General features: G+C 49.3%; 21 protein-coding genes. 17 read left to right on the forward strand and 4 right to left on the reverse strand.

Annotated features, from left to right (window positions below; translation table 11 throughout):
- The first annotated feature begins 242 nt into the window (after positions 1-242).
- The 4 genes from argE to ACXX82_RS12735 all read left to right on the forward strand — a co-directional run bounded on the left by argE (position 243) and on the right by ACXX82_RS12735 (position 6967).
- Entirely contained in the window at positions 243-1439 is a 1197-nt protein-coding gene (gene argE, locus ACXX82_RS12720; protein ID WP_323505879.1) for an acetylornithine deacetylase, read from the forward strand.
- Positions 1440-1651: 212 nt separating this feature from the next.
- Entirely contained in the window at positions 1652-3733 is a 2082-nt protein-coding gene (locus ACXX82_RS12725) for a molybdopterin-containing oxidoreductase family protein (RefSeq protein ID WP_458563038.1), read from the forward strand.
- Positions 3734-3830: 97 nt separating this feature from the next.
- Complete coding sequence (locus tag ACXX82_RS12730) at positions 3831-4982, forward strand: aminopeptidase (RefSeq protein WP_416186800.1); 1152 nt, start codon at positions 3831-3833, stop codon at positions 4980-4982.
- 293 nt (positions 4983-5275) lie between these two features.
- A complete protein-coding gene (locus ACXX82_RS12735; protein WP_322235234.1) occupies positions 5276-6967 on the forward strand; it encodes a long-chain fatty acid--CoA ligase in 1692 nt (563 codons plus the stop codon).
- Positions 6968-7092: 125 nt separating this feature from the next.
- Here the strand turns inward: ACXX82_RS12735 and dgoD are convergent, their stop codons facing one another.
- From dgoD to ACXX82_RS12750, 3 genes are all read right to left on the reverse strand, one after another.
- A complete protein-coding gene (gene dgoD, locus ACXX82_RS12740; protein WP_323505876.1) occupies positions 7093-8241 on the reverse strand; it encodes a galactonate dehydratase in 1149 nt (382 codons plus the stop codon).
- 53 nt (positions 8242-8294) lie between these two features.
- A complete protein-coding gene (locus ACXX82_RS12745; RefSeq protein ID WP_323505875.1) occupies positions 8295-8918 on the reverse strand; it encodes a 2-dehydro-3-deoxy-6-phosphogalactonate aldolase in 624 nt (207 codons plus the stop codon).
- 61 nt (positions 8919-8979) lie between these two features.
- Positions 8980-10038 (reverse strand): 2-dehydro-3-deoxygalactonokinase, encoded by a 1059-nt coding sequence (locus tag ACXX82_RS12750; protein ID WP_458563039.1) that lies wholly within the window; start codon positions 10036-10038, stop codon positions 8980-8982.
- A 391-nt stretch (positions 10039-10429) separates the two neighbouring features.
- On the opposite strand from ACXX82_RS12750, the gene ACXX82_RS12755 reads away from it, so the two are divergent.
- Complete coding sequence (locus tag ACXX82_RS12755; protein ID WP_322235243.1) at positions 10430-11245, forward strand: IclR family transcriptional regulator; 816 nt, start codon at positions 10430-10432, stop codon at positions 11243-11245.
- A 110-nt stretch (positions 11246-11355) separates the two neighbouring features.
- Here the strand turns inward: ACXX82_RS12755 and ACXX82_RS12760 are convergent, their stop codons facing one another.
- Positions 11356-11772 carry an acyl-CoA thioesterase gene (locus ACXX82_RS12760; protein WP_322235245.1) on the reverse strand — a complete coding sequence of 139 codons (417 nt, stop codon included), beginning with the start codon at positions 11770-11772 and terminating at the stop codon, positions 11356-11358.
- A gap of 85 nt (positions 11773-11857) precedes the next feature.
- On the opposite strand from ACXX82_RS12760, the gene ACXX82_RS12765 reads away from it, so the two are divergent.
- From ACXX82_RS12765 to ACXX82_RS12820, 12 genes are all read left to right on the forward strand, one after another.
- Positions 11858-13729: an ABCB family ABC transporter ATP-binding protein/permease gene (locus ACXX82_RS12765; protein ID WP_323505873.1), complete on the forward strand. Its 1872-nt coding sequence runs from the start codon at positions 11858-11860 to the stop codon at positions 13727-13729.
- 220 nt (positions 13730-13949) lie between these two features.
- A complete protein-coding gene (locus tag ACXX82_RS12770) occupies positions 13950-14939 on the forward strand; it encodes a LysR family transcriptional regulator (RefSeq protein WP_323505871.1) in 990 nt (329 codons plus the stop codon).
- A 261-nt stretch (positions 14940-15200) separates the two neighbouring features.
- Complete coding sequence (locus tag ACXX82_RS12775) at positions 15201-16487, forward strand: Glu/Leu/Phe/Val family dehydrogenase (protein WP_458563040.1); 1287 nt, start codon at positions 15201-15203, stop codon at positions 16485-16487.
- Between the two features lie 68 nt (positions 16488-16555).
- Positions 16556-17701, forward strand: a complete 1146-nt coding sequence (locus ACXX82_RS12780) for an amino acid ABC transporter substrate-binding protein (protein ID WP_458563041.1) — start codon at positions 16556-16558, stop codon at positions 17699-17701.
- 194 nt (positions 17702-17895) lie between these two features.
- Positions 17896-18843 (forward strand): amino acid ABC transporter substrate-binding protein, encoded by a 948-nt coding sequence (locus ACXX82_RS12785; RefSeq protein WP_322235259.1) that lies wholly within the window; start codon positions 17896-17898, stop codon positions 18841-18843.
- A gap of 302 nt (positions 18844-19145) precedes the next feature.
- Positions 19146-19898: an amino acid ABC transporter permease gene (locus ACXX82_RS12790; protein WP_322235262.1), complete on the forward strand. Its 753-nt coding sequence runs from the start codon at positions 19146-19148 to the stop codon at positions 19896-19898.
- Between the two features lie 2 nt (positions 19899-19900).
- A complete protein-coding gene (locus ACXX82_RS12795; RefSeq protein WP_322235264.1) occupies positions 19901-20596 on the forward strand; it encodes an amino acid ABC transporter permease in 696 nt (231 codons plus the stop codon).
- A gap of 81 nt (positions 20597-20677) precedes the next feature.
- A complete protein-coding gene (locus ACXX82_RS12800; RefSeq protein ID WP_322235268.1) occupies positions 20678-21403 on the forward strand; it encodes an amino acid ABC transporter ATP-binding protein in 726 nt (241 codons plus the stop codon).
- A gap of 394 nt (positions 21404-21797) precedes the next feature.
- A complete protein-coding gene (locus tag ACXX82_RS12805) occupies positions 21798-22565 on the forward strand; it encodes an AAA family ATPase (RefSeq protein WP_322240380.1) in 768 nt (255 codons plus the stop codon).
- Complete coding sequence (gene pyrC, locus ACXX82_RS12810) at positions 22558-23595, forward strand: dihydroorotase (RefSeq protein WP_458563042.1); 1038 nt, start codon at positions 22558-22560, stop codon at positions 23593-23595. Before ACXX82_RS12805 ends, pyrC begins: the two co-directional genes overlap by 8 nt.
- Positions 23596-23767: 172 nt before the next feature.
- A complete protein-coding gene (locus ACXX82_RS12815) occupies positions 23768-24388 on the forward strand; it encodes an ANTAR domain-containing response regulator (protein ID WP_322235274.1) in 621 nt (206 codons plus the stop codon).
- A 342-nt stretch (positions 24389-24730) separates the two neighbouring features.
- The gene (locus ACXX82_RS12820; protein WP_458563043.1) at positions 24731-26005 is read left to right on the forward strand and encodes a CmpA/NrtA family ABC transporter substrate-binding protein; all 1275 of its coding nucleotides are present in this window, start codon (positions 24731-24733) and stop codon (positions 26003-26005) included.
- Positions 26006-26228: the final 223 nt, after the last annotated feature.

Below are 26228 nucleotides of genomic sequence, written 5' to 3' on the forward strand. Positions count from 1 at the left end.
GGATGGCTTGCGATTTGTGATTGTTAGCCGGTCAGTTCGGCATGTTGCGGGCGAAATCTTCTAAAGAAAGGTAAGATTCTTCATAGTTCAACGCAGCTGCATTGTCAAAGATAGTAAACCAGTTTGTATATATAGGCATGTAATTTGCATACGAATTTGTCGTCTTCTGTCTTCTCTGACCAATGTCATCGAACACGTTATCAAACATGCCATCGAACATTGGCGATCACCAAAGGAACTCTATGAATAGCACCGCCCCGATTTCAGCAGCATTGCTTCAGCCATCACCAGACGTCATGACGATGATCGAACGTCTGATTGCTTTTCCGACAGTTTCGCGAGATTCCAATTTAGGTTTAATTGAGTGGACCCGTGATTATTTGGCAGGGCTTGGCGTTACATCAAGGTTGACGTACGACTCGACAGGTAAGAAAGCAAATTTGTTTGCCACGTTAGGGCAGGGTAAAAAGCCCGGGCTGATTCTATCGGGGCACACAGATGTTGTGCCGGTCGAAGGCCAGGCTTGGGACACCGATCCTTTCAAGGCGACGATCAAAGATGGGTTGATTTATGGTCGCGGTTCAGCGGATATGAAGAGCTACATCGCCACCGCGCTCGCGCTCGCACCGAAATTTTTGGCAGCCGATATGGAAGCGCCATTGCATTTTGCTTTATCGTACGATGAGGAAGTTGGTTGCATCGGCGTGCAAGGCTTAATTAAGGATCTGCAAGAGCTAGGATTGAAACCGGCCGGTTGTATCGTTGGTGAGCCGACGTCAATGCAGCCGATCATCGCCCACAAAGGCACGAATCGATTCCGCTGCTGCATTACCGGGCGCGAAGCACATTCAAGTTACACAACGATGGGTGTGAACGCGATCGAATATGCCGCGCGTATCATTGTTTATATTCGACAGATGGCCGACCGCTTTGCACAACTTGAAACCCGTGATTATGGTTTTACGGTTCCTTATACAACGATGCAAACTGGTTTAATTCGAGGTGGACTTGCATCGAATATTGTTCCTAAGGAATGTGCTTTCGATTTTGAAGCGCGTACCATGCCGGGCGTTGATGCTGAGCGTTTGTACCAGGAAGTGCAAGATTTCGCCGCGAAGCTTCTGCCCGAAATGCAGCTGATTGAGCCGAATGCGAAGATTGCTTTCGAATGGCTGGCCTCCGCGCCAGGCTTGAATACCAAAGAGCATGACGCGATTGTACAACTGGCGGCTTCATTGTCGCGTAACCATACTACTGGTGCGGTCTCTTATGGGACTGAGGCTGGACTATTTCAGCGCGCAGGAATTCCAACGGTGGTGTGCGGTCCGGGCAACATAGAACAAGCGCATCGACCTAACGAGTTCGTCGCGTTGGAGCAGGTCGCCCAATGTGAAGCATTCATGCTGCGTTTATTGGACCCGATGCCTCAATTTCGTTGAAATAAATCAATTGGCAATTATGGGTAAGCGGCCTTGTTTATAGCAAGGTGTGTACGTGCAGTTCGATATAGTAGAAATTTTCATGTCGATGGATTAATTCTGATAAGTTATCTGTCGATAATTGTTAAATGCACTTAATAATTAAATGCTAATTAACTGTTAAGTCAACGGTATACGTTGCTCCGAATTAATCCATTTTCACCCAAACGATCATGACCACAACTATTGTCCGTGCCGCTTGCCCGCACGATTGCCCCGATACCTGCGCGTTGCTGGTGACCGTCCAGGACGGTGTTGCGACTGAAGTGCGCGGTGACCCTGATCACCCGAGTACTGCAGGCGTTCTTTGCACCAAGGTTTCACGCTATACCGAGCGGACTTATCATAAGGACCGATTACTCCACCCTATGAAGCGGGTGGGTGTCAAAGGTGAGGGCAAGTTCGTTCGCATTAGTTGGGATGAGGCACTGGATACTATTGCAACGCGCTTGGGTGCAATTGCCGCACGCGATCCGCAAGCGATACTGCCCTATAGTTACGCCGGAACCATGGGATTGGTGCAGAGTGAGTCGATGTCGATGCGATTTTTTAACCGAATCGGGGCTTCGCTATTGGACCGCACTATCTGCGCGGCGGCTGGTGGGGCCGGTTATAAATATACGATTGGCGCTCGCGTAGGAACAGATCTTGAGCAGTTTCAAAATGCCAAATTTATTGTAATTTGGGGTGGGAATCCGATCGCCTCCAATCTGCATCTATGGATGCGCGTGCAGGAAGCCAAACGCCATGGTGCGAAGCTCATAGCGATTGATCCCTATAGATCACTGACCGCGGAAAAATGTCACCAGCATATTGCTCTGCTGCCAGGAACCGATGCGGCTCTGGCGCTGGGCATGATGCATGTCTTGATTGGCGAGAATCTGCTGGATCATGATTACATTGCGCAACATACGATGGGCTTCGATCAATTGCAAGAGCGTGCTTTGGAATGGCCACCAGAAAGGGTTGCCGAGGTGTGCGGCATTACTGCGCAAGAGGTTATTCAGCTAGCGCGCGATTATGGAAGCGCTGCGCGCGCGGGCGATGGCGTGGCCATCCGTGTCAATTATGGCTTGCAGCGTGTTCGCGGTGGCGGGATGGCTGTGCGTAATATCGCTTGTCTGCCAGCGCTGGTAGGAGCCTGGCGTCACGCCGCTGGCGGAGTGCAATTATCGACATCCGATAGTTTCCCGAAGAACCTGCAAGCATTGCAACGTCCGGACCTTTTGAAACATCATAAGATGCGATTGCGGACGATCAACATGAGCACCATCGGAGATGATTTGCTGCGTGAAACGTCGGCCGATTTTGGCGCTAAAATTGAAGCGCTGATTGTCTACAACGCGAATCCGGTTGCGGTCGCGCCACAATCGGGAACGGTCGCCCAAGGCTTCGCGCGCGAGGATTTATTCACGGTAGTGTTGGAGCATTTTCAGACCGACACCGCCGATTACGCCGATATCCTCTTGCCCGCAACAACTCAACTTGAGCACGCTGACGTGCACTCGTCTTACGGCCATTTGTACATGCTGGCGAATAACCCTGCGATTGCGCCGTTAGGCGAGGCAAAGCCGAATACTGAAATATTTCGATTGCTGGCAGCACGCATGGGATTTGACGATGATTGTTTTAAAGAGTCAGATGATGCGATTGCTGCACAAGCTTTTGATCGTCGAAATGAACGCGCGATTCATTTTGACTGGGACGCGTTAAAGCAAAAGGGATGGCAAAAACTGAATGCGCCGGCTGCGCCATTTGCTAACGGTGGGTTCCAAACACCATCGGGTAAGTGTGAGTTCTTTAGTGCCAGTATGCTGGCGGATGGATTGGATCCATTGCCGACTTATATTGCACCTTACGAATCAGTCGCAAGTAATCCTGCATTGGCGGCTAAATATCCTTTAGCCATGATTTCGCCACCGGCACGAAATTTTTTGAACTCCAGTTTTGTAAATGTACAAAGTTTGCGTGATACCGAGGGTGAACCGCATCTCGATATGCATCCGGCCGACGCACTCCAGCGCGGGATAGCGACTGGCGACACGGTTCGTATTTACAACGATCGCGGCACCTTCGTCGCCAAAGTCAGGGTGACTGATAAGGCGCGAACGGGATTGGTCGTGGGCCTGTCTATCTGGTGGAAAAAATTTGCTCCCGACGGAAAAAATGCCAACGAAGTGACGAGTCAGCGCTTAACCGATATGGGACGAGCGCCTACTTTTTACGACGTATTGGTTGAAGTCGAGGTAATCTGAAGCGCTCGCGATGAGTTACTTTTAAGACGGTGGTCGGCGGCGTTTTTTTGACTCCTGATACCTTCGTTGTCGAGAAGACGGAGGAGGAAAACTTCATATGATCGCATTGCCGAAAACCCTATTAATGGCGCGTTTAACGGCGCTGTTACTCAGGTTGTTGACAGCGTTGTCGGCAGTCTTAATGACAGCGTTAATGACCGGCTGTACGCAGCTTGGTTATTATGCCCAGGCAGCGAATGGAGAGCTTTCGCTGCTAGCCGATGCGCGCCCCATTTCTGTGTGGCTGGATGATCCAGCCGCCAGTGATAAGTTGAAGTCGCAGTTGCGAACCGTTAAAGAAATTCGTCAGTTTGCTGTCAGTGAATTGGGCCTACCGGACAACGGAAGTTATCGCAATTATGTGCAACTGCAGCGCAAGTTTGTACTGTGGAACGTGGTCGCCGCGCCCGCGTTATCGCTAACACCAAAACAGTGGTGTTTCCCCATTGCGGGCTGCGTTTCCTATCGTGGTTACTATAACCAGCAAAGCGCCCAACAATACGGCGCGCAACTTCGCAGTGAAGGTTACGATGTGCAAGTGCTGGGCGTGCCGGCCTATTCGACATTGGGCTGGTTTAATGATCCGGTGATGTCGACTTTTATTAACTATCCGGATGCAGAGTTAGCGCGGTTAATTTTTCACGAGCTGTCGCATCAATTGTTGTACGTCAAAGGCGATACCGATTTTAACGAAGCATTTGCCACCACGGTAGAGGAGGCCGGCGCTGAGCAGTGGCTGGCGGTGAATGGAGATGAGAAACGACGGCGCACATACGCGGAATTTGAAGGTCGCAAAACCGAATTTTTAGCCCTGCTATTAAAGTACCGTCAGCGATTGATGGATGTTTATTCAGGCGATCTGAGCGACGCCGCAAAGAGGCAGAATAAAATCCGTATTTTTGCCGCACTCCAGACAGAGTATCAGGTACTGAAAGCGCATTGGGGTGGTTACGTGGGTTACGACCGCTGGTTTGCTGAGCCGCTGTCGAATGCACATCTGGCATTGGTCGACACTTATTACGCGCTTGAACCGGGATTTCGTGGATTGCTGGCGCAGCAAAAAACCTTTCCACAATTTTATATTGCCGTCGGCAAGTTGGCGGCGCTGCCCAAAGAAGAACGGCGTCGTCAGTTAATCGATTTGGCATCTGCATCGGCAAAGCAAAAAACGAGCGCACTGGAAGGAAGTCATAAAGCGCTTGATTTTTAGAATAAATCGTCTATCAGGCGGCAACATTGCATGCCTGCTTTTGCCGAGGAGTTACTCGAATATGGTGCAAAACACTTGCAAGTGCGCGTCATGATCGATAGCATCGCGGTAGAATAAAACAATCGTGCTTTTTTATGTGAAAACAGATTCTTTTAAAATCCATTCACTTCTTCTATGCGCTATTTTATAAATTCTTCCCGGCTTAGTCGGATTTTGGGAGTTAACGCTATCAAAATGGCTGATGATCCTTTTTATAAGATTGCATTAATAACAACGAGAGACTAGGGCAGACCATGGATAAATTTTGGCTTAAATCGTATCCCGAAGGCGTTCCTGCCGAAATTGATTACACCCCGTATCGATCTTTAGTGCATTTGCTGGAGGAGGCATTTCAAACGTATGCTGGGCGTAATGCCTATGTTTGCATGGGCAAGTATCTGACCTACGCTGAGGTTGATCAGTTATCGAGAAAAGTGGCCGCATGGCTACAAAGCAAAGGCATGCAAAAAGGCGCGCGGGTCGCGATTATGATGCCAAACGTTTTACAATATCCCGTGGTGATCGCGGCCATTTTGCGTGCCGGATATACCGTCGTCAACGTTAATCCTCTCTACACGCCGCGGGAACTGGAACATCAGTTGAACGACTCTGGTGCGGAAGCGATTTTCGTTTTGGAGAACTTTGCTACGACGTTGCAACAGGTACTCACTCGCACCAAGATAAAACACGTGGTTGTCGCCACGATGGGCGACTTGATGGGCGCTAAAGGATTGATCGTCAATTTGGTGGTACGGCACGTTAAAAAAATGGTGCCGGTATTTTTATTGCCCGGTTCCACCCCATTTAAGCGTTTGCTGTCGGAGGCTGGGTCCATGACCTTGACGCCGATTGCGACGACACAAGAGGACGTCGCATTTTTACAATATACCGGCGGCACAACCGGCGTGTCCAAGGGTGCAACGCTGTCTCATCGCAATGTAATTGCGAACGTGTTGCAAGCGGAAGCGTGGCTTTCACCGGGCTTGGATAAAGGCCCCGAGATTGAGCAACTCGTGTTCGTCTGCGCCTTGCCGCTTTACCATATCTTCGCCCTGACCATATGCGGCATATTTGGTATGCGCGAAGGCGCGCTAAATGTATTGATTCCAAATCCTCGAGACATCGCCGGTCTGATCAAGGAATTATCCAAGTATCAAATCAATACGTTTCCAGCGGTGAACACACTGTATAACGCACTGGTCAATCATCCCGATTTTGCGAAGTTGGATTTTTCTAGTTATAGAGTCTGTGTCGGCGGCGGTATGGCAGTACAAAAAGTAGTCGCTGATAAATGGATGGCAGTGACCGGTTGTCCTATTATCGAAGGTTACGGCCTATCGGAAACATCGCCCATTGCCTGTGCCAACCCGCCGACGATTACAGCCTACAATGGCACCATCGGATTGCCATTGCCATCAACTGAAATCGTGATCCTCGATGATGCTGGAAATCCGGTCGCGTTGGGAGAAGCCGGTGAAATCGCCATTCGTGGACCACAAGTCATGGTCGGTTACTGGAATCGTCCGGACGAAACCGCATTGGTCATGACGCGAGATGGATTCTTTAAGTCTGGTGACATCGGTGTGATGGACGAGCATGGTTATACCAAGATTGTCGATCGTAAAAAAGATATGATTTTGGTCTCAGGTTTCAATGTCTATCCGAATGAAGTTGAGGGTGTGGTTGCTGAACATCCAGGTGTGCTGGAGTGCGCATGTATCGGCGTGCCGGATGAACATGCTGGCGAAGTCGTCAAGCTATTTGTTGTGCGTAAAGATCCTTCACTAACTGTAGAGGAATTGATGGGTTATTGTAAAGAGCAACTGACCGGTTACAAACGACCGAAATATATTGAATTCCGCACCGAATTACCGAAGACTAACGTCGGTAAGATTTTGCGACGTGAGTTGCGCGACGAAAAGGTGCCGCAAAAAGAAGCAGCATAAGTTTGCTCATATGGCGTTTGCTTATACGATAGTGCGATATAGAAATCCCGAAATGCTTAACGCATCTCGGGGATTTTGTCGGTCTAATTTATTTGATGATGAGCTGGCGTGATGCTAAAACCGTTTTACCATTCTGCGAAACTACCATCCTTGTGACGCCAGATCGGATTACGCCAGCGGTGACCAAGGGCAGCGCGTTCTTTTACATATTCCTCATTGATCTCAATCCCCAGACCCGGCCCTTGTGGGATGGTGACATAGCCTTCGTTATAGGCGAATACGCCAGGATCGACCACATAGTCGAGTAGATCGTTGCTCTCGTTGTAATGAATACCCAAGCTCTGCTCCTGAATGAATGCGTTGTATGAAACCGCATCAACTTGCAGGCACGCTGCCAGCGCGATTGGGCCGAGTGGGCAATGCAGGGCAACGGCCACATCGTAGGCTTCGGCCATGGTGGCAATCTTGCGCGTTTCTGTGATGCCACCGGCATGCGACACGTCGGGCTGAATAATATCCACGTAGCCTTCGCTGAGAATGCGTTTGTAATCCCAGCGCGAATACAGCCGTTCGCCGAGGGCGATTGGCGTACTGGTCAGATGCGCTATTTCTTTTAGTGCCTCATAGTTTTCGCTCAGAACCGGCTCTTCAATAAACATCAGTTTGTATTGTTCAAGTTCCTTGATCAAAATCTTCGCCATTGGTTTATGCACGCGGCCATGGAAATCGACGCCGATACCGATATGCGGACCCACGGCATCGCGGACTGCTGCAACATTGGCCAGCATCGCTTCGACTTTTTCATAAGAATCGACGAATTGCAACTCTTCCGTGCCATTCATTTTGACGGCACTAAAACCACGTGCGACGGCATCTCTTGCCGCGGCTGCGGTGTCTGCAGGACGGTCGCCACCGATCCATGAATACACCTTGATGCTATCGCGCACCGGGCCGCCCAATAGCTGGCTGACTGAGACCCCGAGATCCTTACCTTTAATATCCCACAGCGCCTGATCGATACCGGCTAGTGCGCTCATGTGTATGGCGCCGCCGCGATAAAATCCGCCACGATATAGCACCGTCCAGTGATCTTCGATGTTGCGCGGATCTTTGCCGATCAGATAGTCGGATAACTCTTCTACGGCCGCCGCGACGCTATGGGCACGGCCTTCAACGACTGGCTCGCCCCATCCCACGACACCTTCATCAGTTTCGATCTTTAAAAAGCACCACCGCGGCGGCACAATGTACGTAGTAAGTTTTGTGATTTTCATGCAGTCATCTCCTTATTATTCTATGGCTTTCTAGTGCCGATCAAACCGGTCGCCTAAGCGACGACGGCACGCCAGGCAGCAATAAATTGTTCTGCGTTCAGTCGCACTTGTTCAGCATGCATACCGGGTTTATAAAGGGCAGAACCAAGACCAAATCCAGAAGCCCCGGCGGCGACAAAAGCCGCCATATTTTTCGGTGTAATACCACCGACCGGAACCAGTGCAACACTCGCCGGAATCACCGCCCGCCACGCTTTTACGACGATGGGGCCGAGCTGCTCGGCAGGGAACATTTTAAGAATATCCGCGCCAGCGGCCAATGCGGCAAACGCTTCGGTGACAGTGGCGACGCCAGGAGCGCAGGCAAGCCCAGCCTGCTTTGCAGCCCCGATCACGGTGGCGTCGCTGTGCGGCATGACAATGATTTCACCGCCTGCATTTTTTACCTCGATTACTTGCGCCTGGGTTAAAACAGTTCCTGCGCCGACGACGCAATCATTGGCCAATGCAGACCGTAACAGACGAATACTTTCAAACGGCTCGGGTGAGTTTAATGGTACTTCAATGACGCGGAATCCTGCGGTGTAAAGCACCATGCCAATAGCCGCGACTTCGCCGGGATGAACCCCGCGTAAAATCGCGATCATGCCGCATTGTTTCATCGCATTTTTTAACATCTGGTGGTCCTTAATATAATAAATATCTGTTGCAATATTGTGTCCATGCTGGCGGGCGACATCAGACTGGCACTGCGTGAGCGGAAACCAGTCCCGCCTGTTTCGCCAGCATCCATAAGCCACGCTCAGTCGCTTTTGCTGTCACGGTAGCGCCTTTTATTTCATAGATATCTAATGCCGTTTTATAACGCGCGCACAACGTAGCGTCGCCAATCAGGATGATTTGCTGCGGCTGATGTACCAACTCCTCCAGCGATGCACGCAACACCGCTATCTCATGGCCAATCAATAGTCCTGAGAGATATTCGCGTTGTCCGCTGCCGTCCAGCGCATCGGTTAAACCTAATGTGCGGGTACTGAAAATCGTAGAAAGTACGCCGGCCCTTCCTGCAACGGTCTGCGCCACTTCAAGGCCACGCGAAAAAGCCAAATGATTGGCCGTATTTTTTTCAGTATCAGCGCCGAAGTCAAAGGCGGCATCCATTTGCATGGTCCGTCCCAAAATAGTATGCGCACACAACGCGGCGTAAACTTCGCCGGTCATGAAGGTGTCGAAATGCTGGATAGTCGGCTCGGTACTATGCTGATGTACGCGTATCCATTTTGAGTGTGTACCCGGAAGACCGATCAATACATCATCTACTGAATGCTGATGCTTTCCGCGCTGTTCGGCTGCTATCGCTAATGCACCGATGACTTGTGTTTCTTCCCCGCGCATAACGTTGGGCAAGGTGGAATGTTGTATCAGGCCCGGCACAATATGGACGACTAATCCATCGGAGGTTTGTACAGTTTTTAACGTTTTTCCGATCTGATTAATGGCAATCGGTATCGGCAAGTAAGGCGCTTCACACCAGCCTTGCATACTGCCAATCATGCCGCAAGCGATGATCGGTGTTGGTGGTGCTGCCGCTAACCAATCGCCACAGGCTTGTCGAAAAGCGAGTTCGAAGCCAGCTTTGTCGCCCAGCGCTTGTTGGTTTTCGGTAGTAACAGTCGGCAAATGCATAATTCCCGTAGAAAGCGCCCGTTGCTCAAGCACCACACCTTGATGACCGATGCGGTACGCACGTAATGACGAGGTGCCCCAATCCAAGGCAATTAATTGGGTTTGATTCATGAGTTTATCTTCCACGTTACCTTCATCATTGTCCTGGCGTTTGGTGTCTGTTATTGATGCCACTAAGCCACTAAAGCGGGGCCTGACTGGTCTGATCGTCGGCCAATCGTGACCTTTGCATTTCTTTGATGCGGCAATTCCCGCATTTCATTTAAGTCCCAAGTCAACGTCGCCGATGACCGTGGCGCAAAGCGTCTTTGAAGCGGTTATCGCACTCTAGACCTTCATATTTATTTTGTCAATATATGAAACTACGTCCCAATATGTGGGATTTTAATACTATTTTGTGTAAAATGCGCTACGGGACATTCATTATTCCTGCCTGTAATATGCATCCAAATAGTGGGGTGATTCTGTTTTGATATCGATTTATAAAAAGAAAGTGTTGAATATGACTAAGCCAGCGGCGACAGTTGAGGTTTCCCAAAACGGCTTGAACCCTACCGGCACACAAACTTTGTCGCGCGGCTTGGCTGTAGTGCATGCAGTCGCCGCTGGCGCGCGTGAATTGATGGACATCGCTTCTGCCGTGGGCACTACCCGCAGCACGACGCATCGGCTCGCCAGTTGTCTGGTGCAGGAACGTTATTTGCGCTTTAGCTCGAGTACCGGCTACGCGCTTGGCCCTAAATTAATTGAGCTGGGGTTTCAGGCGCGCGAAGAAGTATCACTTTCCGTGGTCGCAAGGCCCTATCTGGAATCGCTCGCAGAGCAAACCAATGACACAATTCATCTCGCCGTACGGGATGTGGATGACGTTCTTTATCTCGACAAAATTTCAGGCAAAAAGGGTCTGGAAATGCGCTCGCGCGTGGGGCATCGCATGCCAATTGCCACCACCGGCGTCGGTAAAGCTTTGATGCTTGGCCTGAATGAGGAAGGATGGAAGGATTTGTACGAGAAACGGTCTTTTGTGCATACCGTCGATAGCCTAAAGTTATTAAAAAAAGGGAGCTGGGGCGACTTTCTTGAGCAAATGCAGCAATACGCAAAAGGAGATTTTTCCTTTGATCTGGAGGACAACGAACCATCAATCCGCTGCGTCGCAGCGCCCATTCGTGACGCTAGCCACATGATCGTTGCGGCTATCAGCGTGTCCAGTACCTTGCCTTACATGCCGCACAAGCGAATGCAGGCACTGATCCCCATTGTAAAAAAGGCTGCCGCGGCGATTTCGGGTGAGTTGGGCAATTGTCAGAGGAATTGATTTCATGGCATTTGCATGCCTATCGCCCAACAATTGCCGCACGCTGACTACTCTGGCGCATTTACTGAACGGCACATCCGCGTGGCGAACCTGAGCCGCACATCTTGCAGTTAATCCAATTGTGGGATTTGTCTGGGTTTACGATTTAGGTCGGTGGCAACGTAGGTCAACGTAGCTTCGGTCACTTTAACGATCTCTGTTTGCAGACGGTTGCGTTCGGCGTAGACTTCTACATAGACGGTAATCGAAGTATTGCCGACTTTGACAATTTCCGCGTAAAAGGACAACAGGTCGCCGACGAACACCGGATTTTTAAAAACAAACGAATTCACTGCAATGGTTGCCACGCGACCGTTGGCGCGACGGGTTGCTGGTAAAGAGCCAGCGACATCCACTTGGGCCATAATCCAGCCGCCAAAGACGTCGCCGTAGACATTGGCGTCACTGGGCATAGGCATCACGCGCAATTGTGGCATTTTTCCAACTGGCAATATATCCGCGTTGGCCGTGTTAATTTGTTCAGTCATGTTGTTAATCCTTTAATCCTTTAATCCTTAAGGGCTACAATAGTAGCTTGGCCTTCAGCATAAACTATTCCACAAGATTCTATCCATGCGTCGTTACTCTACTCCCTCTCCAGATGCCTCCAATCCAGCGTCTGCGCCCGCTTCTAAACGGAGCGACTGGTCCACGTTAAAAACGTTGATACCCTATTTGTGGACTTATAAATGGCGCGTTTCGCTAGCGCTATTATTTTTGGTCGGTGCAAAAATGGCAAACGTTGGGGTTCCACTGGTCCTTAAGCGACTGGTCGATAGCATGACGATTACGGCATTGCATCCGCAGGCCATGCTGGTTTTGCCGCTGGGTATATTGGCAGCATATGGCGCGTTGCGACTGAGCACAACCTTATTTACCGAGTTGCGCGAATTTGTATTTGCGCGGGTCACGCAACGTGCAGTGCGGACCATTGCGCTGCAAGTGTTCAGGCATTTACATGCGCTATCGCTGCGATTTCATTTGAATCGACAAACCGGCGGTATGACGCGCGACATTGAACGTGGTACCCGCGGTATATCGTCTCTGGTTTCGTACACTTTATTTAGTATTTTGCCGACGCTGGTTGAGATCACGCTGGTGCTGAGTTATCTGGCTATTCATTACGATATCTGGTTCACGGTTATCACCGGCGGCGCATTGGTTATCTATATTACTTTCACCGTTGTGGTGACTGAATGGCGTACCCACTTTCGGCGCACCATGAATGCGCTCGACTCGAAAGCCAATACCAAAGCGATCGACTCTTTAATCAATTATGAAACCGTCAAATATTTTGGCAACGAGGCCTATGAAGCCAAGCGCTACGATGATGGCTTGAGTGAGTACGAAACCGCTGCGGTGAAATCGCAAACCTCATTATCGCTGCTCAATACGGGACAGTCTCTGATCATCGCCATCGCGGTGACGTTGATTCTGTGGCGCGCAACCCAAGGGGTCATCGACGGTAAGATGACATTGGGTGATTTGGTATTGGTCAATTCGTTCATGATCCAGTTATATATTCCGCTCAATTTTTTGGGTGTTATTTATCGTGAAATCAAACAAAGCCTGGCCGATATGGAGCGCTTGTTTTCGCTACTTGATGAGAACCGCGAGATTGCCGATGCGCCGGATGCCATGCCGCTATTCACCACCGGTGCGCAAGTCCATTTTTCACATGTCGATTTTAGCTATGAAAGCAATCGCCAAATTCTGTTTGACGTCGACTTTACGATCCTTGCCGGCACGACTACTGCAGTGGTCGGGCATAGCGGTTCAGGCAAGTCGACGCTATCGCGTTTGCTGTTTCGTTTTTACGATATCAACGAGGGGAAAATTACGATCGATGGGCAAGATATCCGCGCTATTACGCAAACGTCTTTACGTCAGGCGATCGGCATTGTGCCGCAAGACACCGTGTTATTTAATGACACTATCGAATACAACATTGCTTACGGTATGCCGAGTGCCAGCAAAGCACAAATAATAGCGGTGGCGAAAGCGGCGCATATTCATGATTTTATTGAATCGCTTCCAGATGGCTATGCGTCCATGGTCGGCGAGCGGGGATTAAAATTATCGGGCGGAGAAAAGCAACGTGTGGCGATCGCGCGTACCTTGCTAAAAGATCCGGCGCTATTAATTTTTGATGAGGCGACTTCTGCCCTCGACTCTAAATCCGAGCAGGCAATCCAGACGCAATTAAAAGAAATTGCAAAAAACCGAACCACGCTGGTGATTGCGCATCGTTTGTCGACGATCGCCGATGCCGAGCAAATTCTGGTGCTGGACCACGGGCGCATCATCGAACGCGGCACGCATAGTCAATTGTTGGCGACGGATGGCGCTTACGCACAAATGTGGGCGCGCCAGCAAGCTAATCCTGAAGAGGCTTCGCCAGCATCGTCACCGTCTGTTCCCCAGATGCCGCTTGCAGAAGTCTGATGGCGTTTGTGTTCAGCTGAATGTGTGATTTTCAGTCGTAAAGGGGCTAACCAAAGATGGTTGGTCGACGTAATCGACTGGCTTGCTGAGCATTGAAATTAACCGATCTGATACGGTTAGTGCACTTAAAGTCAGCATTGAACTATTTTTGTCCCGCATTTGATATTTTTTTGCACGGTGAGGGACCCTTCCAAGACCGACTTCGCGTTACGATAGGGGAATGGAAAGCAAATGGTTAGAAGACTTTATTTCGTTGGCCGAAACGCATAGTTTCAGTCGTTCTGCAGAGCTGCGTCATGTCACACAGCCTGCGTTTTCGCGCAGAATACAATCGCTGGAGGCCTGGCTTGGCGCAGATTTGATTGATCGCACGTCGTACCCGACGCGGTTAACGCCATCCGGCGAAGTTTTTTACGAGCAAGCGATGGAAATGCTCGGGCAGATTAACAATGCGCGAGCGCTCATGCGCGGCAAGCGCCCGACCGGATTAAATACCGTTGATTTTGCCGTCCCGCACACGTTGTCATTAACGTATATGCCGCGCTGGATTCGCTTGCTTGAGACGGATTTCGGTGCGCTCACTACCCGTTTAATTGCACTCAATGTCCACGATGCGGTCATGACAATGGTCGATGGTGGTTGCGATTTGTTGTTGTGTTATCACCATCCGCGTCAACCGGTGCAACTCGACTCCGGTCGTTATGACATGCTCACGTTAGGTAGTGAAGTGCTGCGTGCTTATGCCCAATGCAACAAAACTGGAGTACCCGATTATTTATTCCCCGGTAGTAGTGACACGCCTTTGCCTTTTTTGTCCTATACCAGTAACGCCTATCTCGGACGAATGGTGGAATTGATTTTGGCCGACGCCAAGAAGCCACTACATCTGGATAAGCGCTATGAAACGGATATGGCGGAAGGCTTAAAAATGATGGCGCTCGAAGGGCATGGGGTCGCCTTTCTGCCAGAGTCCGCTGTGACGCGGGAAGTCAAACTTAAGCAGTTGGCGCGCGTGGACGATGGCGCAACTGAGTGGGAGGCAACCATGGAAATTCGCTTATATCGTGAACGCCCAACTGCGCAACGCCCCGGCAAACCTGTGGTGGCGCGGCTTTGGTCTTACTTATTACAGAAGCAAGAGTTGAAGATGCCAGCGCGCAAAACGAGTGAATTGACCAATACGGTAAAAGCAAAGAAAAAAGCAAAGTAAAAAACCAAGAAAAACGAAGAAAAAGCAAACCAAAAAAGTAAAGTAGTAAGATGCATTTTAAGTGAGCGCGTGGTCCGGAAAACAGTCGATCAGGCCGATTTAATCGTATCCATGCAAAAAATGCATAATGGCATGCATACAAAGCATTGGAATTGAGGCACCCCAATGTTTTACGATTCGCTGCGAGATTAATAGGGCTGTTTTGTGCGCCTTACCTCACCTTATTTGCACCTCATTGCAACCTACGGAGCGCGTTCTAAAATGTCTATTCAGCATGAAGTTCCTTCTTATTTGTCGACACATGGCATTGGTCCATGGGGCGATTACCTTGAACAAATCGATCGTGTAACGCCTTATTTGGGCTCGTTAGCGCGTTGGGTCGAAACCATGAAGCGGCCAAAGCGTATTCTGATCGTTGATGTACCGATCGAACGCGACAACGGCACCATTGCCCACTTCGAAGGTTATCGCGTACAGCACAATACTTCACGCGGCCCAGGAAAAGGCGGGGTGCGTTTTCATCAGGACGTAACCTTGTCGGAAGTAATGGCATTATCCGCATGGATGACTGTTAAAAATGCCGCCGTCAACGTTCCGTACGGTGGCGCAAAAGGCGGTATTCGCGTCGATCCCAAGACCCTTTCGCCAGAAGAGTTACAGCGCATGACGCGCCGTTACACTAGCGAAATAAACATCATCATCGGTCCCAATAAAGATATTCCCGCCCCGGACGTTAACACTAACGAACAGATCATGGCGTGGATGATGGACACCTATTCGATGAATCAGGGTAGCACCGCCTCCGGTGTCGTCACTGGAAAACCAATTTCCCTCGGCGGCAGTCTGGGACGGCGTGAAGCCACCGGCCGAGGAGTATTCGTGGTCGGCTGCGAAGCCGCCTCTAAGCGCGGCCTGGATATCAAAGGCGCGCGTGTTGCGGTGCAAGGATTCGGTAACGTCGGTGGCATCGCCGCACGCCTGTTTTCTGAGGCTGGCGCTAAGGTCGTCGCTGTCCAGGATCATATGAGCACCATCGTGCGTGATAGCGGTCTGGATGTCGTGGCATTGCAAGATTACGTCACTAAAACCGGCAGCGTTGCTGGATTTCAAGGCGGTGAAGAGATTGCCGACCGTGCACTCTTTTGGGCGACCGATTGTGATATTTTGATTCCTGCTGCGCTTGAACAGCAAATCAACGTTGATACTGCTCACACTATTCGTGCCAAGATCATTTTGGAAGGTGCAAATGGACCTACTACACCTGCGGCTGACGATATTTTGCACGACAAGGGTGTATTGATCGTACCGGATGTTATCGCCAATGCGGGCGGTGTGACCGTGAGTTATTTTGAATGGGTGCAGGATTTTTCCAGCTTCTTTTGGACGGAAGATGAAATCAACTTGCGCCTGACCCGGATCATGCGAGAGGCCTTCACCTCGGTGTGGCAACTGGCAGAGGAGAAGAAAGTATCGTTACGAACAGCGGCATTTATTATGGCGTGCACCCGTGTTTTGCAAGCGCGTGAAATGCGTGGCTTGTATCCTTGATTAAGGATACGCTATAGTCGTCTATTTTTTGCGTGCATCATTTTGGGTCGTTGTCAGGCAGGCAATTGATGCCGGAAGGGTTTGGAATTTGGATAGTGCCGAATTTTGGCACTGTCTGCTACTCACATCGGGCTGGGATGAAGCCATTAGCCGACTTAGACAACCAATCGGACACCGCCATCGACGAATGTTGCCGCTGGCTTGAATCTTGCGTCACAATCGAGAATGCGGTTTTAGCGCATCTTTTAAGGGAAAGTGTAGTTATGATGGAAGGCAAGGCCAACACTGGCGTTATACAAAAAGATCGCATTGTCGGGTCGGGTCCTATAAAGTATTTAGCATTGATGCTCAGCGGATTTCTCATCAGCACGGCGTCCATCAGCGCACATGCTGACATATTAGACAAGATTCGTGACACCAAAACGATTACGATCGCCTATCGTGATGCCTCATTACCATTTTCTTTTCTTGATCAGAATAAGAAGCCAATTGGTTATTCCATCGATATATGTTTGAAAATCGCGGAAGCGGTTAAGCAAAAATTAAAATTATCACAATTAACAATCGCTTATGTCCCGGTGACATCGGCGTTACGTATCTCGACAATCGAGTCCGGTAAAGCAGACCTTGAGTGTGGGTCAACAACGAATACGCCAGAGAGACGTCAGCATGTCGCATTCACGATTGCGCATTTTATCGCTGGGGTACGAATGGTTGTGAATACTGATTCAGGTATAAAAAACTGGCCGGATTTGCGCAACAAGAAGGTTGCCTCGACTAAGGGAACGACGAGTGTGAAAACCTTGAGTGATCGCGGTCAGGTACGGTCACTTAATATCGTTTTATTGGAAGGGCGCGAGCACGATGATTCATTTCGTATGGTTGAGGACAAAAAGGTTGATGCATTTGTGATGGATGATGTGCTGCTGTATGGCTTGCGCGGGGCATCAAAAAATCCAGCTGCTTACCAAGTGGTTGGCGATGCGCTGAGTACCGAGCCTTACGCGATTATGTTACCCAAAGATGATCCTGCTTTTAAAGCATTAGTTGATCTTGAAATGGCGCGGTTGATTCAGGATGGCGACTTAAATAAACTCTATCAAAAATGGTTTCTTAATCCGATAACTGCAAAAAATAATATAAATCTGAATATGCCGATGGGTTATTTGCTTAAAGAGTCGCTACGTTTTCCATCGGATCAGGTTGGCAATTAATCTCGATTAGCGATGATATTTTTTGTAAAATGTCAGTTCACTGCCGTTAACAATAGTGCGAAAGCAGGACAGCGTAGTAGTCGAAATAAGTAAAAGACTTATTTTTTATATCGCGTTGGTAGCAGGGCAGATAAAGTTTTTCTGCTGCGGTGTTGATTTTGTTAAACTAAACAATTATTTTCCGGGGAGTCGTTATGAAGGTATCAAAGTTAATCGTTGCGTTAATCAGTATTGGTGTGATTGCTGGCGCAGCCCAAGCTCAAGAACTGACCGGTACGCTTAAAAAAATCAAGGATACTGGCACCATTACGCTGGGTGTTCGCGATTCCTCAATTCCATTTTCATACCTTGACGATAAGCAGTCGTATCAGGGTTATTCAATCGATTTGTGTATGAAGGCAGCCACTGCCATTCAAAAACAACTGGGTATGACTGCGCTAAATGTCAAGATGGTACCCGTCACGTCCGCGACACGTATTCCGTTGATCTCAAATGGCGCAATTGATTTGTCCTGCGACTCCGCTACCAACAATCTGGAACGTCAGAAGGTTGTATCCTTTGCGCCAACAATGTTTGTCACAGCAAATCGTTTGTTGGCTAAAAAAACCTCTAACATCACTAAACTTGATGATTTGAAGGGCAAGACGATCGTGTCGACTTCCGGAACTTCTAACCTGAAGCAAATCACCGAATTGAATGGTGAGCGCAAATTGGGTATGAATATTTTGGCGGCTAAAGATCATGCCGAAGCTTTCCTGATGGTCGAGACAGGTCGCGCGGTTGCCTTCGCAATGGATGATATTTTGTTGTCATCGTTAGCTGCTAGTTCAAAGGCGCCAAAAGACTATTCGATCACGACTGAAGCATTGTCAGTTGAGCCATACGGCATCATTGAGCGTTCAGGCGATTTGCCATTCAAAAAGGCAGTCGATACAGCGTTGACCAACGTGTATAAATCAGGCGAAATCAACAAGATCTACGCGAAGTGGTTCTTGGCGGCGATTCCACCAAAGGGAATCACGCTAAATATCCCGATGAGCCCAGAGCTGAAGGCGGCGTTTGCCAAACCAACAGATTCGGGTGATCCAGCGACTTATGCTGCAGTACCGGAAGCGCAAAAAGAATCTTCCAAGAAAAAATAAGATGCGGGCATCTTAAACAAAAAGGGGGGCGAAAGCCTCCCGTTTTATTTCCGATGTAAAAGTTGCTGTGATGCACAAATTTTTTTTTTAGTCCCAGCACTGTCATTGGTAATAATCACTAGCAGTCAGTCGAGCTGAATTAACGGTATGGAAGTGGATAGATTTTTTCGTCTGATAAGGCGAAAGAGAGTAGCGGCATAGCTAGCTATGCAATGACGAACAACTAAGCGGCCGAAAAAAGACGCCATTTATAACCGTCAAATTTGGCGGGACTGACTACTAGTGTAATAGAGGGACTCAATATGCATTACAACTGGAATTGGAACATTTTCTGGCAAATGTCTCCCGATGGTGTCAGCACCTATATGGAAACGTTGCTGGCAGGGCTGAAATGGACGCTAGCGCTGTCCGCTTTGGCGTGGATTATGGCGCTTGTGATTGGTACTGTCGTCGGTACGATCCGCACGATGCCGAATAAATGGGCCGTGCGCATAGCCAATGGTTATGTTGAATTATTCCGTAATATTCCATTGCTGGTACAAATGTTCCTGTGGTATTACGTGATGCCCGAACTGGTTCCGGCCGGACTCGGCAATTGGCTTAAAAGTTTGCCGAATGCATCGTTCATCACCGCGTTTCTCGCGCTGGGATTTTTTACTTCGTCCCGCGTCGCCGTACAAGTTTCTGCAGGGATTCATGCATTGCCACGCGGCCAAAAGCTCGCTGGCACAGCACTTGGATTGACACTTCCACAAACTTATCGGTTTGTGCTGTTGCCAATGGCTTTCCGAATTATCGTACCAGCGCTTACCAATGAATTTGCCGCGATCATCAAGAACAGTTCGGTGGCATTGACTATTGGTCTGGTTGAGCTGACTGCCGCCACCTATTCGATGCGCGAATTCACTTTTCAGACTTTTGAATCGCTGACTGGTGCAACGGTCATCTACATCATCATCTCTAGCTTAGCGTTGTTGTTAGCGCGGTTTTTGGAGAAAAAAACAGCGGTACCGGGTTTTATTACCTCCGGCAGCGCTAGCACGGGAGGTCATTGATCATGTTTGCGAATTTTGACTTTAATGTGATCGAACGGTCGTGGGTATATCTCTTTACGACTGGTATGAAATTTACGTTGATGCTGACCATTTCGGCGATGATTGGCGGTATTTTCTTCGGTACTATTTTGGCGATGATGCGTTTATCGCACAGCAAAACGATCTCGTTCATTGCAACCAGCTACGTTAACCTGATTCGTTCTGTGCCTTTGGTGCTGGTGATTTTCTGGTTCTACTTCCTGATGCCGTTCATTGGCGCCTGGATTACCGGCGCTTCACAACCGATTCAAGTCGACGCATTTTCATCCGCACTCGTGACCTTCATCTTATTCGAAGCGGCGTATTACTGCGAAATCATGCGATCCGGTATACAGTCGATTCCACGCGGTCAGGTGTCAGCAGGTTATGCACTGGGTATGAACTATTGGCAGATGATGGGCAACGTTGTTTTGCCCCAAGCTTTCCGCAACATGATTCCGATCCTGTTCACGCAAACGATCGTATTATTCCAGGATGTTTCATTGGTGTATGTATTGGGATCAGTGCCCGAGTTTGTCACCGTGGCGTCAAAGATTGCCCAGCGTGATGGCCGTCTGGTGGAAATGTATCTGTTCGTGGCAGTAGTTTATTTCGTGATGAGTTTTGGCTTATCTACGCTGGTAAAGAAACTGCAGGAAAAAGTTGCGATTATTCGATAACGTGCATCCGTTGTCGTTGCTTCGTAGCGCGGCAATAGAGAACACTTGCAAAACTGTATTCAGCAATTTGGAGAAAACTTCATGATTAAACTTAATAACGTCAGTAAATGGTACGGTCAGTTTCAAGTACTGACCGATTGCACCACCAGCGTTGCCAAGGGCGATGTTGTTGTCGTTTGCGGTCCTTCCGGTTCCGGTAAGTCGACCCTCATCAAAACTGTTAACGGTCTTGAGCCTTTTCAAAAGGGTGACATCACCGTAGATGGTATTTCGGTGGGAAATCCAAAAACAAATTTGTCAAAACTGCGCGCACGTATTGGCATGGTGTTTCAAAACTTCGAACTTTTTCCACATCTGTCGATTCGAGAAAATCTGACAATCGGTCAAATCAAGGTGTTGGGTCGCAGCGTTAGTGAAGCGACTGAAAAGGGTTTGAAATATCTCGACCGCGTAGGTTTGAGCGCGCAAAAAGATAAATTTCCGGGCCAGTTGTCAGGTGGTCAGCAGCAACGTGTCGCCATCGCCCGCGCGTTGTCGATGGATCCGATTGCGATGTTATTCGATGAGCCGACTTCAGCACTGGATCCTGAAATGATTAACGAAGTGCTCGACGTGATGGTTGGTCTGGCGCAAGAAGGCATGACCATGATGGTTGTGACGCATGAAATGGGTTTCGCCAAGAAAGTTGCGAACCGCGTCATTTTCATGGATCAGGGCCTGATTGTGGAAGACTGCAAAAAAGAAGAGTTTTTTGGTGCACCTCGCTCTGATCGTGCGCGTGACTTTTTGGCGAAAATTATCCATTAAGCAAAAAGCGAGCGCTCATCAGATGTTTGTGAAGTGCTTGTTAAGCAGTCACACAACGTTGTTGAGCGCTTACTACTCAATGCAGCGATATTTGTACAAATAGTAATTGCCACTAAGGTAACGTTAATAAAAGCCGCGTCAGGTTAAAGCTGAAGCGGCTTTTTCATGCGGGCAATGGAAATATCACGTTGACCTGAGAATAAGGAGCAATGAAAAGCGAATAGCGAATAGTGAATGTATGAAGACTGGAATCATTCGTCTTTTATATCAAAAGGGACTTTTCTCCCTAAGTGGGACGACGAAGTGCGGCTTAGATTCGCTTGGAATGGTGGTGGATAAGTCGCTCATCGGTGTCGCTGCTGTAAAATACTCACATTCCCCTAACGACGATGCCATGCTTGCCGCTAAACCCTATCTCCGTGCTTTAAAAATCGACCCGGTCAAAGAAATCGACTTTGATGCCTATCCTTTTTGTATTCCCGCTGTCCGAGAGTTAGAAAAGTTGGACTTTCATGCGGATGTGACATTTTTGGTCGGCGAAAACGGCGCTGGAAAATCAACGCTATTGGAAGCGATGGCGGTGGCATGGGGATTTAACGCTGAAGGCGGCAATCAAAATACCGGCTTTTCGACGGCTAACGCGCATTCAGATTTACACAATTATTTAAGAACAGTTAAAAGTTTCAAGCGTCCGAAAACGGGCTATTTTTTGCGTGCCGAAAGTTTCTTTAACGTCGCCTCTAACATTGAAGAGTTGGATGCAGAGCCCGGCCTTGGCGGATTAATTGGTCCGTCTTACGGCGTCAGATCGTTGCACAAACAATCGCACGGTGAAGCTTTTTTAGCGTTATTGCAAAACAAATTTCGGCCCAATGGCTTTTATATGCTGGATGAGCCAGAGTCGGCGCTTTCACCTAATCGACAGCTAGCAGCGCTGGCCATCATTCATCGGCTGGCGCAAGCTAACTGTCAGTTCATTATCGCGACGCATTCCCCTATTTTGCTAGCGTATCCAAACGCTAGAATTTATTTGCTGGATCAGAGCGGTCTGACAGAAACGCGCTATGAAGATACTGAGCATTACACGACTACCCGCCATTTCCTGAATAATCCGGCTGGCATGCTGGAGCAACTTTTTGCAGAAGAGAATGAAGATGACTGATAGCTTGACCATCACCCGACCAGATGACTGGCATTTGCATTTACGCGATGGTATTGTGTTGGCAAGCGTATTGCCGGATACGGCACGCCAGTTTGCCCGTGCGATTGTGATGCCAAATTTGAAGCCGCCCGTCACCTCTGTCGCGCAAGCAGCGGCATACCGGGAGCGTATTTTGGCGGTCGTACCGGAAGGTGTGTCGTTCGAGCCGCTGATGACGCTTTACCTGACCAACAACACGCCACCGGATGAAATTCGTCGCGCCAAAGAGAGTGGCTTTGTGCATGCCGTGAAATTGTATCCCGCTGGCGCCACCACCAACTCCGACGCCGGTGTGTCGGATCTCGCTAAGTGTTACAAGACGCTGGAAGTCATGCAAGAACTTGGCATGCCGTTTTTGGTGCATGGCGAAGTGACTGATCCAACCGTCGATATTTTTGACCGTGAAGCTGCCTTCATTGATCGTGTAATGCAGCCATTGCGTCGCGATATGCCGGAATTAAAGGTGGTTTTTGAGCACATCACTACTAAAGACGCAGCCGAATATGTTGCTAGCGCCGACGGGCCGATCGCGGCGACAGTGACGGCGCATCACTTGCTATACAACCGTAACGAGATTTTTAAAGGCGGGATTCGTCCGCATTATTATTGTCTGCCTATTTTGAAGCGGGAGACGCACCGTTTGGCGTTGATGCAAGCGGTGACGTCCGGAAGCGATCGTTTTTTCCTGGGTACTGATTCTGCGCCGCATGCAAAAGGTCTTAAAGAGCAGGCGTGTGGTTGCGCGGGTTGCTACACTGCATTACATGCTTTGGAGCTTTATGCACAAGCTTTTGATCAGGTCGGCGCGCTGGATAAATTAGAAGCTTTTGCCAGTTTCAATGGGCCTGCGTTCTATAACCTGCCACGTAACCAAGGGTTTGTGACGCTAAAACGTCAGTCCTGGACCATTCCAGCCGAACTGCCGATGGGAGGCGCGACGGTAGTGCCGTTGAATGGCGGGGAGTTAATGAGCTGGCAACAGGTTAGTTAGTTAACTGAGGAAACCGTTTGAGGCAACATGTGTCTACCGAAAATCGCACTGGCTGGTGCGATTTTTGCATGTAAACGCATGACTATGGCGTCTTGATGGGTTGTTATACTACCTACTAATGCGTCTGTTAGGATGCAGCTTCGAATAAATGATGTTTCACGGGCTTTGTAGCATGCATAACCTTCGTATCGTGGTTGTCAATCCAGTTGCCATAGAGGGCGACAACGATCCTGCGTTCATCGCGCAGGCGGAACGTAGCCACGCCCTGCGTATTGGATTGCTGGAGGCTGGCTACAACATCATTGCCTCGTTGCCAGCCGACCTTTACTTGCCGGAACGTATTGCGCAAATGCAACCGGACATGATCATCATAGACGCTGAATCCGACGCTCGAGATGTCCTGGAACATGTCGTCATTGCGACCCGCGATGCACGTAGGGCGATTGTTTTGTTCACCGAAGATGAAAAGAAATCCAGCATGGAGGCCGCTATGGCCGCTGGAGTTTCTGCATACATCGTGGCAGGGTTACAGACCGCTCGCATTAAGCCTGTGCTGGAGGTGGCGATGCTGCGCTTCAATCAAGAGCAGAAGCTTTTAACTGAGCTATCGGACACTAAAACAAAATTGGCTGATCGGAAGGTAATTGATCGGGCCAAAGGTTTGTTGATGGAGCGTCAACAACTCAGTGAGCAGGATGCTTATAAAAAATTGCGGCGCCTGGCCATGGATAAAAATTTGAAGTTGTCTGAAGTGGCGCAACGGATTATCGACGCCAATGATTTGTTGGGGTAACGTTCATCGCGAACGGAATCCCTGGATTCCTTGTTAATCCGTCCAATTTCTCCCTAGTTCTTACTCAGCTCTTTACATTTCCCCTTATGTTCTGCACCAATAAAAGCTAACACATTTGGTGCGGCGCACACACGCAGTGCATATTTTCGGACCAAATGCGATGAGTTGCTGCAAGGAATGCTGGCACGTTGTTTGCGTATAGTAGATTACGCGCCAATGCTGGCGCTTCTGGATATGGCCAACGGCGGTCTGTCCAACTAAGACAAAGGTGTCTTCCCGCAATGATTTGCTCATTGTGGGACGATGCCTTTTTTGTTGCCAAAACAAAGTGGAGCTACAGCAATGGAATCAAAAGTCGCAGTGCCTGAGAGCGCTCCAGCTACGTTAGAAAATGTTAAGCGCCGTCAACTCATTCAAACAGCGACGATTGCCGCAGGAGCCAGTATGTTGGGATTAGCTAGTAGCGGCGTTTGGGCAGCCGGCTCAGATAAGCCGGAAAAAACTGAGGTCAAGATCGGCTTTATTCCACTGACGGATTGCGCCTCTGTTGTCATGGCATCGGTGCTTGGTTTCGATAAAAAATACGGTATCAAAATTGTTCTGAGTAAAGAAGCCTCATGGGCTGGAGTGCGCGACAAGCTCTCCAATGGAGAGCTGGACGCCGCACACGTGCTTTCAGGTTTGATTTACGGCGTCCAAATGGGGATCGGCGGACAGAAAAAGGATATGGCTGTGTTGATGGGCCTCAATAACAATGGTCAAGCCATTACCTTGTCTAAAAAGCTGGCCGACAAAGGCGCTGTAGATGGACCATCGCTCGCAAAATTGATGGCTACCGACAAACGTGAATATACCTTCGCTCAGACATTTCCGACCGGGACGCACGCCATGTGGCTGTATTTCTGGATGGCGGCGAACGGGATCAACCCGATGAAAGATGCAAAGGTCATCACGGTCCCGCCGCCGCAAATGGTGGCCAATATGCGGGTGGGAAATATGGATGGCTTTTGCGTTGGCGAGCCTTGGGGGCATCGTGCGATTGTTGATGGCGTCGGTATCACCGCCATCACTACGCAGGAAATCTGGAAAGATCATCCGGAAAAAGTATTAGGTACTACCGCCGAATTCGTGACGAAAAATCCGAACACTTGTCGCGCGCTGATTGCGGCCGTATTAGATGCCAGCAAATGGATTGATGAATCGCTGGCAAACAAGAACAAAATGGCAGAAACGATTGCCGATAAATCGTATGTTAATACCAGCAAAGATGTGATCGATCAGCGCATTATGGGGCGCTATCAGAACGGCCTTGGTAAGACTTGGGACGATCCTAATTACATGAAATTCTACAACGGCGGTTTGGTTAATTTCCCGTATCTGTCGGATGGCATGTGGTTCATGACGCAGCATCGCCGCTGGGGTTTGTTGAAGAGCGATCCCGACTATTTGGCCGTTGCTAAATCGGTGAGCCAGATCGACCTCTACAAAGAGGCTGCAACGATGACAAAAACGAGTGTGCCAAAGGATGTCATGCGCAGTTCAAAGTTGATGGATGGCGTTGTATGGGATGGAAAAGATCCTAAAGCCTATGCGGCTTCGTTCAAGATCAGAGCCTAAGCAGAAGCGTCGCTAAGCGGCATGGGCTATGTGAATGGCCCATTTCCTCATACACATATGCATGGCTGAACTGGAGACTGAATGCATCGGATCCAGAGCATCGATTAATTCAGGAGTGACAATGAACACAATCGCAAATTCCGCCACGTGTGTCAATGGCAACGCCTCGGCAGTTGAAAAAGTGGAAGTGGGCAACTCTACGATGCTGGATGCGGCGCATCCA

The sequence above is a fragment of the Glaciimonas sp. GNP009 genome (assembly GCF_054343755.1).